We start from the raw sequence: 15,738 nt of genomic DNA, 5'->3' as shown, positions 1-15,738 counted from the left end.
GTCATAACGAATGCCTAAAATTAGCATTTGCATTCCCACTTTTAATCGGGTTAATCTCCTCCCCTTGGCGATTAACAGTGTTCTTCAACAAACCGAACAAGACTTTGAATTAATCATCTGTGATGATGGTTCCACCGATGGAACCTCCGAGATGATGTCTGAGTTAACAGACTCCCGTATTCGCTATATTCGTCATCCTGAAAATATTGGCAAAAGTAACAATATGCGATCAGGGTTTGACGCCGCAACCGGAGACTATTTTATCAAGTTTGATGATGACGATCGCCTCACCCCCGAATTTCTCGCCAAAACAACCGCAATTTTAGATCAATATCCCCAGATTGATTTTGTCGGAACGGATCATTGGATTATTAATATTGATAATATTCGCGATGAAATCGCTACCCAAACCAACTCCCAACGCTGGGGAAGAACCACTTTAAAAGCCGGAGAAGTGGAAAATTTACTCCAAGTTGTATTTGTTCAACAAAGCTTTCAAATTGGCGCAACTTTATTTCGTCGTCAAGCGTTACTTGATGTCGGATATATGCGTCCTAATATTCAAAATTGCGAAGATAATGATTTATTAGTCCGTTTAGCAATAGCGGGAAAAAAAGCTTATTATCTCCCGGAACGGTTGATGGAATATCGCGTCCATAGTGAACAACAGGGAATTGATCGCGCCATTCCCTATCTTAGAGATAAAGTTCAGTATTTAAACAGTTATCAGTTTGACGATCAAGCTTTAGAAAATATCCGGCGATCGCGTTTACAAGAATCTCAACTTTTTCTGGGACTGCGGTTAATTGAAAACGGCGAGACTCAAAAAGGACAACAACTGGTTTGGGAGTCTCAGTCTTACTCACGGGGGAAAGCTTGGACAGGACTTTTGCTGTCTTTGCTTCCTATGGGTTTGCGGGGAAATGCGTTTGAGATGCTGCGAAAAATACGTTAGTTGCGTCTATGACCATTAAGGCTTGAATTTGAACCCATCAAACCCGTTAAGGGTTTCATTCAAAGGAGAGATGAGACTGATCGGTTTACTGCCTATCCAGAATTGGATATATTGAATATAGGGATTACCCCTCAATTCCTTTTAAAAGAATGTTATATTCGCTCAATTGTTGTTGAAAAGTACCATATCCCTGTCCGTTTGTCAACTGGGTGAAAAATGGGACAGATTGAGACAAAAAACATGAGTATAATCTCAAAAATCCTAGTCCTACAAGCCTTATACAGAGAGAGTTTCAGGAAATTCCTGTCGGAGCAAGCGAGAAAAGTGGGTGATTGCAAAAGACCTCTTGTAATCTCAAAAACTGCCTGCAATAATTAAATATAGAAAGGCACATTACGAGGGTTTCAAGGAGCTGGAAGTTATGTGTTTATGGGAGCACTAAACTTCCAGCGTTCTTCTTTCTTGAATGGACAAGAGATCAGTTATTTGTAATCTGGTCTATTCATCAGCTAGTTGATTAGAGGGTTAATTGATCGGGGTCATCTATAAAAAAATTTAACATCAGGGTCATCAAATAAACCCACCCCAAACAAAACTTGGGGTGATTCTTGTATTTATAGATCTAGCAGATTTGAGTTAAAATCATTAATAATAAATGATTCTAGTCCCCAGAAATTGCCCCTTTTAAACTCGAACAAAATTGAGCGATCGCCTCTAAACCCTCTGAAGGTGTTCCTTCAGCTAAACGTTTAACCACTGCACTCCCAACAATCACCGCATCAGCGCCCCAGTCACGCAATGAGCGGGCTTGTTCCGGTTGAGAAATCCCAAACCCAACCCCAATGGGTTTATCAGTTATACTTCGCATCAGTTGGAGTAAATCTTGAACCCGAGTTTGCACTTGAGTCCGCATTCCGGTGACTCCAGTAACACTGACTAAATAAATAAACCCTTGAGACTGACGCGCGATCAATTCAATCCGTTCTTTGGGAGAAGTTGGCGCCACTAATAGCGTGACTTCTATCCCCATTTGACTCGCAGGTTTTAACAGACTCGGTGCTTCTTCTAAGGGTAAATCGGGAACCACTAAGCCTCGCGCCCCAGCATCATAAATTTGCTGCAAAAACGGTTCAATTCCCCGATGAAGAATCGGGTTGTAATAGGTAAATAAAATAATCGGTGCTTTTATATTGGGGCTAACGGTTTGTAGCATTTCTAAGACAGCTTCTAAACGAGTTCCCCGTTGTAAAGCGCGAGTCGCCGCCGCTTGAATGACTGGCCCATCTGCTAAGGGATCAGAGTAGGGAACCCCCAACTCAATTAAATCCGCCCCATTTTGATCCAAAACCTGCAACGCTTGAGCGGTGGTTTCGAGATTCGGATCACCTGCGGTAATAAAGGGAATTAAAGCACAGTGGCGGTGTGTTGAGTCCGTTGATGGCGATCGCAAAGACTCAAATTTTTGAGAAACAGAAATCATAGTTTATCGTTTGGGTGGGGAGCGAATCTCAAATCAGCAACCGGGAAAGGGAGAAAGGGCTAGTTTTCCCGATTTTGACGCTGCTGTTTTTCTTGTTCGACTTCGGCTTGGAGTTGGGCTAACTCCTCCGGTGTCATTTCTTCGAGCCGTTTTTGCAAGACTGCATCTTCGTAATCCTTGATTTGTTGGTTATAGGTCATGTTTTGGGTGAGCGCCCGAAACAGATAACTCAATAACCAACCCACCAAAGCAGCGACTAATAAGACTTGACTCCAAATCCCGGCATCTATACTTTCTAGGCCAATCGCTTGTAAGATCAGATAGGCGATGCCCCCGGCGGCGAAGACTCCGATTCCGATGGCAATTGCATCAATTCGTCGCATTAGTTCTCAATCTGTCGGGCTTTGGGACGAAAGTTTAAAAATGGGGCGAGGACAATCATACCGGGTAAAAAGAAGAACATCAAGAAGTACATGAAAGCCCGTTCAAAGGAGCTTGCCACATACCAACGACTGTTGAGGTAAGCATACACCGCCGCCGGAACGACTAAAAGATACGCACCCGCTAGCGCAACGTACAGAATCAGAGTAATGGCGATGGGAGAGGTGATAGACATAGTTGTGATTGAGATTCAACAACAGATAAAACAGGTGTGATAGCATTTTTCACACATTGAACCATTATTACACCCGATCGCTGTCTTGAATTGTTATCTCAGTGGCTTTTGAGATGAGATTTGCAACTTCTCCTCAAAAAACTTGCACAAATTGAATTTGTTGTGCTATAGTGTAGAACACTGTCTGAAAAAGACAGAATAGAACCAGTGAAAACTTGGGGGCGTGGCGGAATGGTAGACGCTACGGACTTAGAAAACTGAGCCTTGAGGTGAGAAATCCCTTAAGTGACGGCTCTCAAATTCAGGGAAACCTAAATCTGAACACAGACAGGGCAATCCTGAGCCAAGCCTAGTTCATGGACTAGGAAGGTGCAGAGACTCGACGGGAGCTACCCTAACGTAAAGGCGAGGGTAAAGGGAGAGTCCAATTCTCAAAGCTGTTTGGACAGATGTTCAACGGCAGTAGCGAAAGCTGCGAGAGGATGAAAATCCGTTGACCTTAAACGGTCGTGTGGGTTCAAGTCCCACCGCCCCCACTAACTAAAACCTTAAAATTTAAGATTCATCTATAAATGTCTGATGTCGATTGTCAAATTATATTTCGTCAATGACGAATTAATTTTATACTGACCAATTAATGATCCCAAATAGTGATTAGACTCATGGTAATATAAAAATATTAAGACGTTATACAAATGTCAGTGAGGGCTTGAGAATGAGTGGCTTTTTAACTCAAGAAGACTTTGAAAGAATTTTCACATCTCATTTGAAAACTGAAACTTATTCAACATCTATAGATTCACTTTTTAGCCTACGCAGTTTAAATAAAATTAATTACAAACCTTATTACCAAAGAAATTATGTATGGGATGATCATAAAGCCACTTACTTTATTGAAAGTATATTGTTGGGTACTGAGATCCCTCCTCTTATATTTTTTAATAACGGCTCTGGTACAGAAGTAATTGATGGAAGGCAAAGATTTGAAACAATAAAGCGATTTAAAGAAAATGAATTTTCATTAACACCTAAAGGTCTGGCTGCTCTAAAGCAAATTGCTAGATCAAATTACGAGTCTTTACGAAGTCATTCCGAAACAAAAAGTATAATTGATTTTTTTCTTGATGCAAAAATTAGAATTATAGTATTTGAAATAGTTAACGAACCCAGACTAGATTCAAAGCTTGAGGATCAAGTAAAAAAAGAAATATTTGCTAGATATAATTCGGGTATAACTCCTCTAAAAAAACCCGAAATTGATAATGCTTTTTATGATGGAGATTTTGTCTTTCAAGACTTTAAGAAGTTTGTCAAAAAAGATTCTGAATTTAGCCAAATGATTGCTGACATATTCTTGCCAAAGAAGAAAAGTGAAGAAGGTTATGATACTGGAAAAATACTACAGTTTATTCGGAAGTATTTAGTTCTACATAAGTTTCCTATCAGGCATTACTCATGGGGAAACAATAGAACTGAGACTTTAGATAAACTGTATGAACATATGGCTAATGAAGTAGAGGATGTAGATGATTTGCGTAGCAAATTTGTAGAAAAAGTTCGTTTGCTTAATAAAATGAAGCAGGTATTTACTGAAAAAAGTTTCGTTGTAAAACGACCAGCTTTTGAATGTTTGTTATGGATATTTCAGATATTAGATACTGAAGAAGTAGATTTATATAAGGTTGATAACCCCGATCTGATTGAACGTTTAGGTCGTGCAATTTCAGATAATAGTGATAAGTTTGTTGATTCTCTTGACTATCGATCAGTTCAAGAACGTTTCTCATTTATAGCAAAGTTATTTGAGCAAGAATTCGGTTTAAATCTTAGCACATATGTAGAGGGTGACAAAAAGACAAGGGATGACTTAAATCTAATTAGAAAGAGAGAAAATGACGATACAGTTACGAAACTCGGTGAATTAGCATCTCTAAGAGTGACCAAGCCAGAACCTTCAAGATCTTCAATAGATGATATTAATAGAGCCATGCAGCGCAGTATGTTTCTTGTTCGTCCATCTTATCAAAGAGCGGAAGTAATTAATATATCTAAAGCATCTTCAATTATTGAAAGTATTCTTTTAGATATAAGTCTTCCTCCAATATTTATCTTTAAGCGTAGAGATGGTGTTTCTGAAGTGATAGATGGACAACAACGCCTACTAACAATTTTAGGTTTTATAGGGGAAAGTTATATCGATGAAAATGGTAAGAAAAGTCAAAGCAAAAATTCTGGATTTTCTTTGAAAGGATTAAAAATTATGAAAGATTTGAATAATAAAAGTTTTAATGATTTTGATGACTCTTTAAAAGATAAAATTTTAGACTTTGGACTTTGGGTAGTTGAAATTCAAGAAAATCTTAATCCACATTTTAATCCAGTTGATCTTTTTGTTAGGCTGAACAACAAACCATATCCGATCAGAGAAAATTCTTTCGAGATGTGGAATTCTTGGGTGGATAGAGAAATAATTAAAGCTATTAGGAATAATTTTGATAAGTATAGAAAGTGGTTTTATATCAAACTTGTTAAGAGTCGTAATGATAGAGATCGGATGGAAAATGAAGAGCTTTATACATCCCTAGCATATCTAGAATATCAGCGTTTAAAGAGTAAGGATGCAGATAAATTGTATATTTATAATAGAAATGATGGAATTAACGTCAGAATGGGTTCATCCCATGAAATTACCAAGCTACTTCAGAGTCTTTTTGAACATGAAGATATAAAAAAGAACTTTATAAAAGGTATAAAAAACGTTGAAAACTTTATAAAAAAAGTCAGGTTTGTTTTGCTAGATAGAGATGTTGAAGGAGGAGAAGAAGAAGTAGACAAATTTTTGGGTGAACAATTGAATTTGCTATTCAAAGCACAAAGACAACGTTCATTTCCGCGAACAAAACAAGACTTTTACATTCTTTGGTTTCTTCTCAGTCCACTTAACCTTGAAATGGTTAAATACCATAGGTTAAATATCAAAGAAGACTTGCAAATAATCTTTTCTGATTGGAGGAATATTTCCGAAAGCTTTACAAAAGACTTATTTTTGTCAAAAGCTCAAGATTTTCACAAAAAGTATGCAGTTCCGCCAAGAAACACGAAACTTTCCGAAGATGAAAAGTATGAAAAACTTAAAGAACAAGATAATCAATGTCCGATCTCGGGCGCACCTCTGTTTATAGGAGACGATATTGAGGTAGATCATAATATACCACTGAGTATAGGTGGATCGGATTCTAAAGATAATCTTCAGATTACTCATAGCGATAGCAACAGAAAGAAAGGTTCTAAACCTTCATTTTAGAAACTTTGAAAACCTACTATTTACATTAAAAGCAATAATCCCTTGCTGGTTTAATTGCTTGGATATTTCGATTTTAGACTTGATTCCAGGTTTGCAGAGAATCTCGCTTTACAAACGATCGCTCATCCTTTGTCGGTGTGTGACATCAACAATTTGATAACTTTCAACTATTCTATATACTCCATCGTTAAAATACCTTGCTGATAGTCAACATTCAGCCGCATCAATTTTAGCCATTTTACTCCAATTAGAGTTTCAGGTAAATCTCTCCCCACATGAACCGGAACAACAAACTCCTGACCATCAATTACAACTTGACCCTCATAGATATCGAATTTACCGACACCCTGAGCCGTTTTAATTCTAATATTAGATTGAATTTTCGACCATCCCAAAGCATCAATATCTTGCTTATCAATAGCTAGATAACCCGTTGTAAATCCGGTATCTAAAAGAACATCAACAGAAAGAATTTCTCCATCACCTGTAATCAGGTCGATCTCAAAAATCAGTTCGTCTTCTTCTCCAAATCTTCCTTGAATCATATTCGCCCACAGGTTCCCGTTTCATTGATTCCATAAATCATCAGATGACTCTTAGGACAGTAAATTTTAATCCGCAAAATTAGGTTTTCCCAATCTTTATCGAGTAAGTAATAACCGCTTTCAGGTTCGACTGCAACGCACCAGTTGTAATGAGTTTCAATCAAGCGAGAACGAATTTTTTCAAAATGTCGATAACACTGTTCATCTAGTTTTTCTTTCTCTTTTTCCCATTGTTGGATTTCTTGGGGAGTGAGAGGATCGAAATCAAAAATTCGACCTCGACGACGTGCTTTTTGTTTCAGGGTTAGCGGTGTCATATTCTTTCCGGTATTCTGTTTGGATACTTTGATTTTAGACTTGATTCCAGGTTTGCAGAGAATCTCGCTTTACAAACGATCGCTCATCTTCTCTCAATTTATGGCATCCTAGTATTTGACAACCGACTACGAGACGACATGAGGGAGGGCAGCAAGTACCAGCCACTCCTGGATTATTTGCACGAATGCGACAAGGGCGAAGTGACTTTAACGTTCGCTGAAATAGAGGCATTGATGAACGCTCGACTCCCGGCTTCTGCACGAACCAAACGGGCTTGGTGGAGTAACCGCACAAAAGGGGCGTTACAGGCGGTCGCTTGGATGGAGGCGGGTTATCGAGTCGAAGATGTGGACTTGGACGAACAAAAAGTTACGTTTCGCAAAGCCAACCTGAAACCCACCGTTCAACGGGTTGGGGATACGGTTCTTTGGAATGCAGAACTGATCAAGGCGTTACGGCGATACATGGGTTTAACTCAAGCGGAGTTTGCAGAACGGTTAGGTGTACGTCGAAAAACAGTTAGTGAATGGGAAAACGGAGTCTATGAACCGACTCTAGCAACATTGAAATATCTAACCTTGATTGCAGAGCAAGTGGAATTTTAGTCTGAATAAGCATAAGAGTAAAAACCGTTATTGACATTTTGAGCGGTAACAACCATAATGTTATCACAAGACTAAAGCAAAAGCCAGCCCCAAGACATTCACCGTCTGGCACTGGCTAGCAAATTAACTAAACTTTCCACCATGATACAACGTTTTGGAACTCCTCGCCCGATTACCAAAAATTGCCGCACACGCCCCTACCTTTTAGGTATGGGGATATAAGGCTCTTTCAAATGCTATAATAACTCAACTGGCAGGGTATTCAACCAGTTGAAAAACCCAGCATCTAATCGATGCAATGAACCTTGAAAACTTAAGGTATGGGGTTCTTGCAAGAAATGCTTTGGCCATATAAAACCTTAAAGCACCAAGTACAGAGAATCAAGCATTTTTTTCTCAAGTACGGTAGGGCATACCGAAACTATCTCTGAAATGGGATGAACGACTGGGGAGACTCACCCCTCTGGAGTAGGTTAGGAAACTAGCTTGCTGTAAGGGTTGTCAATGAATCAGTAATCCAAAGCCGTGAGGCTTGGAGAATCCCCTTTCTTTAGAAATGGGGAGTATGTCAAGTTTATTGTCCCCTGGCGATGACACCCGAACAGTTTTATGGGAAGTGGGATGTCAAACAAGAAGCGATCGCCTTGATCTGTTTCCGTTCGGTGTCAATGGTTCGGCGTTGGTTTGCGAGGGGACGCAGCCATTATCATCCCCAACCGAATGATCTTCGCAATTTAGCCTTGATGGACTTTCTCCTCGAACATTTTGAAGACATTCCGCCGGAACTTTGGGAACAGCTTTGTTCAACTCCCCCCCAAGAGTAAACCATCAAACGACCGCAAAAGCTATCGAAATTTTATATTTCTTTTCCACCGCCTTACTTTTAAGGTGGCTTTAGTGCGATTTGGAGAACATTAATCCGATGAAAAAATCCAAGCCAAAAAGCTACGCTCAACAACTGAGTCCCTGGTGTTTGCTGCGAGTTTTCCCAAACCGAAAACCAATAATAGTCGGTCGTTTTCGCAGTTATAATGATGCCGAGGGATATTTAAAAACCTTTTGCCAGTTAGCAGTGCCAAAATAATGATAGTCAACACCACCCATAATTCATGTCTTTTGCCACGATTTTTCCGAAAATCCTTGACTAACTTCAGTTGTGCAATTATACTGTTTAACCTAACTTTTTTTAAATCAAATAAAAGTAATCTATTTTAAATTTTACAAAAAAAAGATCACTTTTATTTTCTTTTTTACCCCCGACTTTGAAAACACCCTGGCTTGGTCAGGGGGGTGGCGTAGCCGGGGGGATCAGCATCAATCTAACTTTTCTTCTCCGCCTGTTTGATTAATGTTCATCCTTTTGCAGTAATGCTTCTATTTGTCGAAGAATCGTTTTGAGCAACTGGGTTAACAAGGGTAAATTATCTGAGGGGAGAGGCGCTGAGTCTGAACGTTGTTCAATCTCTGTGAGTTTTTTCTCCAGTTGTTGCGCCAAGCGTAAAGCATCCCGACTCAAAACAGCCATTTTGTGTTGTTGGTGAAATTTTAACGCCGCACCTCGCAACACTTGTAAGTTTGCTTCTTCGCCATATTCTCCCGGTGTAACTCGTAAACGCAACAAAATATGAGTTCCGCTATAAATCCGCTCAATTTCTGCTTGTTTGGATTTTTCAACCGGAATTAACGGCAGTTCTAGCAACCGCTTCAACTCATTAATCACCCCTTGAAATTGACTGGCTTCCAAATTTTCTAAGACTGATTGTAACACTCCATCTTGACTCCACAAAATTCGACCCGTACAGCCTTGACGTTCAAAATAAAGCCGACCAATTCCACCCGCCAGAACCCGACCTAAGAGTTCATGTAATAATTTTTCGGGAGTGAGTGTCGCTAAAACTTCAATCGGATAGTTTAAGTAATTTGTATAGATTTCAAGAGTATGCGAATTTTTTGTATAATGATTTTCAACTAATTTATGCTGAGATTTAGACTCATAAACCGAGAAATTATTAGAGTTTATCTGAGGATTTGAATAACCGTTATCATTTTTTTTTGCCTGATTTTTAGAGTAATTTTCTTGAGCTATATCTGTATTTTTTGAATTTTGAGTATGATATAAATAAGCCGATAAAATAGCCTCTTGTTCAGGAAAAGAAATCTTTTGTATCTCCACAGAGCAATGACGATAAGCTAACATTTTATTGACATAATCTAAAGCTGAATGATCATCCGGGTCAACAACCCCGAGACGCAAACAATTATCAATTAATGATAGCGGTAGAACTTGATAGTGCAAACACACTTCAAAAGGGAGGATGCTGTCAATCAAAGGAAAAATCAGTTCAGCGTCCATGGAAGTCGCCTCATTGGTGGGAGTTTGAGCAAACATTTTCCGATCAAAAAGTAATTTTGTTATTCCTAACACTGACTCCAATCCCAAAACCTCATAACAGCAAATGACTTTCCTACATAGATGTCATTTGACAATCTAAAAGTCCGTGAAATTCCCCTGAAATTTTGGAGCGGTGCAAGTCTAGTAGATGCTCAAAGTTTACCCAGAGTTTATAAACTTTTTTGCAGACTCTATCTTTTCTAGTTTAACAAGTTCAGGCCCTCCAAGATCTTTGTTTTCCAGAGATGTTAAGAAGTGCAACAGAGAGCAGATAGACACCCTTTACCTGATCTTACTCTTTTGCTAGGATTCGGTCGTGTTATATTAAATTCCGGATCAAGAACGTCAAATTGTGTAAAATTTGTTTACGGATTCGTACAATACAAACAGTATATGGTGCGAGGAGAATTTTTGACTTCCAGTCTGAGATGCCTGAGTTCCCTAGTTGTTTTTCTATTACTCGCTACCCCTCAACCCGTCATTTCCTCCCCGGTTAATGATGGAGTTGTTGCAACGCGAAAATTATCCGTCCGCAAATTTTCCTCCTCTGGCAGTCAGACTCAACCTGAGTTAAAGTTAATCATACGACTGAGCGATCGCCGAGTTTACGTTTATCGTCAGCAACAACTCCTCACCAGTTATCCCATCGCCGTCGGTCGAGAAGGCTGGGAAACCCCCACAGGTCAATATCAAGTTATCCAGAAAATTCAAGAACCCGCTTGGCAACATCCCTTCACCGGAGAAATTGTCCCCCCAGGCCCTGAGAACCCCTTGGGAATGCGTTGGATAGGCTTTTGGACGGATGGCACCAACTATATCGGCTTTCACGGTACCCCCAACGAAGACACCGTAGGACAAGCCGCTTCTCATGGCTGTATCCGAATGTTGAACCAAGATGTACAGTTATTATTCGATAAAGTCACCATTGGAACCCCAGTAATTGTTGAACCATAATCAACCTTAAGGCAGTTTCTAACCTTCACTTCGATAGATGCAGAATAAATCATAACAATGGGATGATCCGAACGACAGATTAATCTAAGGAATAGAGACATTATGAATCAGTATCCCAATATTCCCCCTTTTATTGAGAACGACCCACAAGAGTATTACGATAGCGGAGTCCCCAGTAAAGTCGCAGTTGCCGGACATCCTTTACATCCCTTAATTGTCACCTTTCCGATTGCTTTTTTAGTCGGAGTGTTAGGAACAGATATCGGATATTGGTTAACCCGTGATATTTTTTGGGCTAGAGCTTCTAATCTATTATTAGGAGCAGGATTGTTAACGGGGTTATTAGCTGCAATTACCGGGATGATCGACTTCTTGGGTATCCATCGAGTCCGAGAACACAGCGCAGGCTGGATTCACATGATTGGCAATATTATCGCCTTAGTCTTGTCAGGAATTAGTCTGTTTTTACGTTGGGAACAGCCCGGAGATTTTATCCTATTTACCGGATTAATTCTATCATTAATCGTCGCTACAGTTTTAGGAATTACAGGTTGGTTTGGCGCCGAACTCGTTTATCGCCATAAAGTTGCAGTCATTGGTAATGGCATTCAACAAAGACCATAAATCATTAATTGTTGATAGCATTGTGTGTGGATTATAAGGTCTATCCTATCAACCCGGTTTATCAGAGAAACTGGGTTTTTATATCTCACACTGAAAAGCTTTGTTTTTAACAAAATCTGATTATCTAGGGGCGGGTTCTAAACCCTCTCTGACACCCATTACTACATCCCAAAAACCCGGTTACTACATCCCAAAAACCCTGTTTATCAGAGAAACTGGGTTTTTAATTAACTGTGTCTCATGCAATTGAAAACCACTATCACTGTAATCACTGGTGAAGTGTAAAGGGCGGGTTTATGTAAGTTATTGCTGGGAAAACATAAATTAATTCAGAACCCGCCCCTACATCACTGGTGAAGTGATATGAAGCCCCGCCCCCAGAACACGCATTAATCAACCGGACATGGTATCAGCCGTTTATAAAACAAGTTTTATTAGTATATAAAATTGACGGATTGTGTTTTTTTAGTGGTATACTTCTAAATAAGAATTATCCTTCAAGTCTCACAATGCCAGTGGTACAGCATCCCCTCTTAGACCTGTCCTTATTCGCGGGTTTAATTGCCTTGAGTTCTATTCTTCAAGTTCTACCCACACAAGCACAAATTATCCCCGATAACACATTAGGTTCGGAAAACTCGGTGGTTACTCCTAATGTTAACATTCGCGGGATTAATAGCGATCGCATCGATGGGGGTGCGGTACGGGGGTCTAACTTATTTCATAGTTTTCAAGAATTTAATATCAGAGAGGGACGGGGAGCCTACTTTTCCAATCCCGATAATATTATCAATATACTAACTCGCGTTACTGGGGGGAATATCTCAGAAATCCTCGGAACATTAGGCGTTTTAGGGAATGCCAATTTATTTTTAATTAATCCTGCGGGGATTGTATTTGGGCCAAACGCAAGATTAGATGTAGGCGGTTCATTTTTTGCGACAACAGCCGATGGAGTATTATTTGAAAATGGCTTTGAATTTGCAGCCAGTAACCCCGAAGCGCCGCCATTATTAACGATAAATATGCCGTTGGGTTTAAATATTCGAGAAAATCCAGGCGCTATTGTTAATCAAACGTTACCACAACTCGTTCGGTTGGATGAAAGTCCGTTAAGAAATGATGCAGGATTTCTGATTCCACAAGGCTTAAACGTTCCTCAAAATCAAACATTAGCATTAGTTGGTGGAGATGTATTATTTGATGGAGGCTTTGCAATTTCTCCTGGAAGTCGAATTCAATTGGGGGGATTATCTGAACCGGGAATTATTGAATTAACAAATGTAGGGGCGAATGGCAATACGCCCATTCTTCAGTTTCCCGATAATATTCAACGGGGAAATGTTGCGTTAACCAATGAATCTCAAATAAACGTTCGTGCAGATGGAGGCGGAGACGTTAATATTAATGCGAGAAATGTTGAGATATCGGGTGATAGCGTTATTCGGGTAGGAATTGATGAAGGTTTAGGGTTTCTAGAAGCAAAAACTGGAGATATTAATATTAACGCTCAGGAAAATATTCTCCTAACAGGTGCAGAAAGTTCAATTACCAATAGAATAAATTTGGGTGGAACGGGTCGATCTGGAAACATCAACATCACAGCTAATTCACTCTCAATTAATGGTGGTGCTTTTATCAGCACCTCTCTTTTTGGACAAGGAAATGCAGGGAATATAAATGTAAAAGCCGCATCCGTTGAAGTTTCGGGTACTTCTCCTGATGGTGAGTTTTCGAGTGGTTTTTTTGCCAATGTCAATGAAGCAGGCGAAGGTAATGGTGGAAAAGTTGAAATTAATACAGGGAATTTATTACTGTCTGAAGGATCGCAAATTAGTACCAGCACTTTTGGACAAGGAAATGCAGGTTCAGTATCTATTTTTGCAACAGATTCTGTAGAGTTATCGAGTAGTAATATTTTTAGTACGGTTGGAGAAGGTGCAATTGGAAATAGTGGAACAGTTGAAATTAATACAGGGAATTTATTGCTATTAGGAGGAGCGCAAATTAGTACCAGCACTTTTGGAGATGGAAATGCAGGTAACATAAACGTACAAGCTGCATCCATTGATGTAACGGGGAATTCTGCTGATGGTGAATTTCCGAGTGGTTTTTTGGCTAATGTCAGTGAGACAGGGATGGGCGATGGAGGAAATATTTACATAGAAACAGGACAGTTACGAATGACTGATAGAGCGATAATTTCAAGCAGTACATTCGGACAAGGAAACGCAGGTTTAGTATCGATTTTTGCAACCGATTCTGTGGAGTTAGCAGATAGTGGTATTTTCAGCAATGTTGGAGAAAACGCTGTTGGAAATGGGGGAAATATTGAAATTTCAACCTCATCACTTAATGCAATAAATGGACAGATTAGTTTAAGTGCATCCGGTAACGGAAACGCAGGAAATATTCAGATAAAAGCACAGGAAGTTAATCTTTATAATTCTATCATATCAGGTGAAACTTCTGGAACCCAGAATATTGGAAATATTACGATTAATACGGGAACTTTAGTCATTCGTAATGGTGGAGATATTCGGCTTGATGCTAACCTAGAATCAACAGGCTCAACGGGGAATATAACAGTTAATGCTTCCGAGTCTATAGAAATAATAGGTGTGTCACCGGGTGGTATTAGGAGTCGAATCAATACCCGGACATTTGGTAGCGGTAGTGCAGGAAGCGTTATTATCAATACTCCCAGATTAGCCGTTCGGAATGGAGGTACTATATTTGCGAATACTTCCGACATCGGACAAGCAGGAGATGTGATTATTAATGCTTCAGAATCCGTTGAAGTCAGTGGAGGAAGCCCCATTCAATCTGATCTAGATTCTGTTGAATTTGTTATAGAACCTTCCATTAATCCTGAAAATAGAACTGCGATTTCTAGCGATATATCAACAAGGAGTTTTCGTGGAGAAGGAAGGGCAGGAACTGTTTTCATTACAACAAATAAACTCACAATTCGAGAGGGAGGAGAAATTGGAACTTCTATTTTAGGAAGGGGAAGTTCAGGTTTGGTACAAGTCAAAGCCAATGAAGTGGAGATAGCAGGACAGTTGAATATTGATGGAGGCTCCTCAAGAAGCAGTTTAAACGTTTTTACAAGTGGTGCAGGAACCGCAGGAACTCTCAATCTAGAAACCGGACAATTAACCATTCGAGATGGAGGTCAAATATCAGTAAGTAGTGTAAACGGCAGTAGCGCTGGGTCTATCAATATTCAAGCTTCTGATGTAGAATTAATTGGAGATGGAAGATTTCCCAGTGAAAATGGAGAGACAATATTTTCCAGTCAAATTGCTGTAACAACAGGTAGGATACCAGACGAAACATCTCCTAATATAGAATTTGGCGGTAGTAGCGTGGGAAGTATCACACTCGAAGCAGACCAATTAAGAATACTCAACGGAGCGCTGATATTAACTTTTTCAGGGGATGTAGGCAGTTCGGGTTCAATTGATATTCGCGCAAATAGTATCGAAATTAGCGGTAGAGGAACTCGAACGACTACTTCATTGACAGGAGAACTATCCACAGTGGGTAGTCAAATTTTTGCTCAAGCGGGTAACGGAGGAAACACCGGAGATATTTCAATTACCGCACAAAGACTAATCGGAATTGATGGAGCATTAATTCGCACAGATAGTTCGGGAACGGGTTCTTCAGGTTCAATTAGTATACAAGCTCAAGAGGTGTTATTTGATGATCAAGTTAATATTTCTAGTGGAACGTTCGGTGCGGGTAATGGAGGAAATATTACCATTGAAACGGAACAACTTAGAGTTCAGAATAATTCTACAATTTCTTCAGGAATTAGTTTACCCATTGAATCGGAAATTACTACTGTTGAAATTCCGCCAAGTCGCCGAGGAGGAACGGTCTTCATTAAAGCCTCGGAATCAGTTGTCCTTGACGGGGAAAGAACATCAATTAACG

Annotated in this window: 14 protein-coding genes; 8 read left to right on the top strand and 6 right to left on the bottom strand. The window is 39.7% G+C overall.

Translation table 11 applies throughout. From position 1 onward, the window contains the following. Positions 1-10 precede the first annotated feature (10 nt). Complete coding sequence (locus VB836_RS01310; RefSeq protein ID WP_323217655.1) at positions 11-955, top strand: glycosyltransferase family 2 protein; 945 nt, start codon at positions 11-13, stop codon at positions 953-955. 661 nt (positions 956-1,616) lie between these two features. Here the strand turns inward: VB836_RS01310 and trpA are convergent. Genes trpA through ndhL form a run of 3 tightly spaced genes read right to left on the bottom strand, consistent with a single transcriptional unit; the run spans position 1,617 to position 3,051 of the window. Then, positions 1,617-2,435 carry a tryptophan synthase subunit alpha gene (gene trpA, locus VB836_RS01305; protein ID WP_046278963.1) on the bottom strand — a complete coding sequence of 273 codons (819 nt, stop codon included), beginning with the start codon at positions 2,433-2,435 and terminating at the stop codon, positions 1,617-1,619. 59 nt (positions 2,436-2,494) lie between these two features. After that, on the bottom strand, positions 2,495-2,818 hold the full coding sequence (locus tag VB836_RS01300) for a DUF3007 family protein (protein ID WP_046278962.1): 324 nt from the start codon (positions 2,816-2,818) through the stop codon (positions 2,495-2,497). Beyond that, positions 2,818-3,051, bottom strand: a complete 234-nt coding sequence (gene ndhL, locus VB836_RS01295; protein ID WP_046278961.1) for an NAD(P)H-quinone oxidoreductase subunit L — start codon at positions 3,049-3,051, stop codon at positions 2,818-2,820. Before ndhL ends, VB836_RS01300 begins: the two co-directional genes overlap by 1 nt. A gap of 715 nt (positions 3,052-3,766) precedes the next feature. Here ndhL and VB836_RS01290 point away from each other — a divergent pair. Then, positions 3,767-6,355, top strand: coding sequence for an HNH endonuclease family protein (locus tag VB836_RS01290; RefSeq protein ID WP_323217654.1), 2,589 nt, complete (start codon positions 3,767-3,769; stop codon positions 6,353-6,355). A 167-nt stretch (positions 6,356-6,522) separates the two neighbouring features. Here VB836_RS01290 and VB836_RS01285 read toward each other — a convergent pair whose 3' ends face one another. Together VB836_RS01285 and VB836_RS01280 are read right to left on the bottom strand one after the other, a co-directional pair. Beyond that, complete coding sequence (locus VB836_RS01285; protein WP_323217653.1) at positions 6,523-6,900, bottom strand: aspartyl protease; 378 nt, start codon at positions 6,898-6,900, stop codon at positions 6,523-6,525. Further along, a complete protein-coding gene (locus VB836_RS01280; RefSeq protein ID WP_323217652.1) occupies positions 6,897-7,217 on the bottom strand; it encodes a hypothetical protein in 321 nt (106 codons plus the stop codon). Before VB836_RS01280 ends, VB836_RS01285 begins: the two co-directional genes overlap by 4 nt. A 138-nt stretch (positions 7,218-7,355) precedes the next feature. On the opposite strand from VB836_RS01280, the gene VB836_RS01275 reads away from it, so the two are divergent. From VB836_RS01275 to VB836_RS01265, 3 genes are all read left to right on the top strand, one after another. Next, positions 7,356-7,823, top strand: coding sequence for a helix-turn-helix domain-containing protein (locus tag VB836_RS01275; protein ID WP_456085750.1), 468 nt, complete (start codon positions 7,356-7,358; stop codon positions 7,821-7,823). 590 nt (positions 7,824-8,413) lie between these two features. Beyond that, positions 8,414-8,647 (top strand): helix-turn-helix domain-containing protein, encoded by a 234-nt coding sequence (locus VB836_RS01270; RefSeq protein ID WP_323217650.1) that lies wholly within the window; start codon positions 8,414-8,416, stop codon positions 8,645-8,647. Positions 8,648-8,745: 98 nt separating this feature from the next. After that, a complete protein-coding gene (locus tag VB836_RS01265) occupies positions 8,746-8,907 on the top strand; it encodes a hypothetical protein (protein WP_323217649.1) in 162 nt (53 codons plus the stop codon). 261 nt (positions 8,908-9,168) lie between these two features. On the opposite strand, the gene VB836_RS01260 is transcribed toward VB836_RS01265, so the two are convergent. Further along, positions 9,169-10,176, bottom strand: coding sequence for a GspE/PulE/PilB domain-containing protein (locus VB836_RS01260; protein ID WP_323217648.1), 1,008 nt, complete (start codon positions 10,174-10,176; stop codon positions 9,169-9,171). A gap of 432 nt (positions 10,177-10,608) precedes the next feature. Here VB836_RS01260 and VB836_RS01255 point away from each other — a divergent pair, with 432 nt between their 5' ends. From VB836_RS01255 to VB836_RS01245, 3 genes are all read left to right on the top strand, one after another. Continuing rightward, positions 10,609-11,169, top strand: a complete 561-nt coding sequence (locus VB836_RS01255; RefSeq protein ID WP_323217647.1) for a L,D-transpeptidase — start codon at positions 10,609-10,611, stop codon at positions 11,167-11,169. Between the two features lie 102 nt (positions 11,170-11,271). Beyond that, entirely contained in the window at positions 11,272-11,793 is a 522-nt protein-coding gene (locus VB836_RS01250) for a DUF2231 domain-containing protein (RefSeq protein WP_323217646.1), read from the top strand. Between the two features lie 509 nt (positions 11,794-12,302). Next, positions 12,303-15,738: two-partner secretion domain-containing protein (locus tag VB836_RS01245; protein WP_323217645.1), on the top strand; the 3,436-nt coding region annotated here is incomplete at its 3' end.

The organism is Limnoraphis robusta BA-68 BA1 (assembly GCF_034932365.1).
Lineage (GTDB): Bacteria > Cyanobacteriota > Cyanobacteriia > Cyanobacteriales > Microcoleaceae > Capilliphycus > Capilliphycus robustus.
The sequence above is the reverse complement of the archived record's forward strand: the minus strand, read 5'-3'. Positions and strand labels throughout refer to the sequence as shown.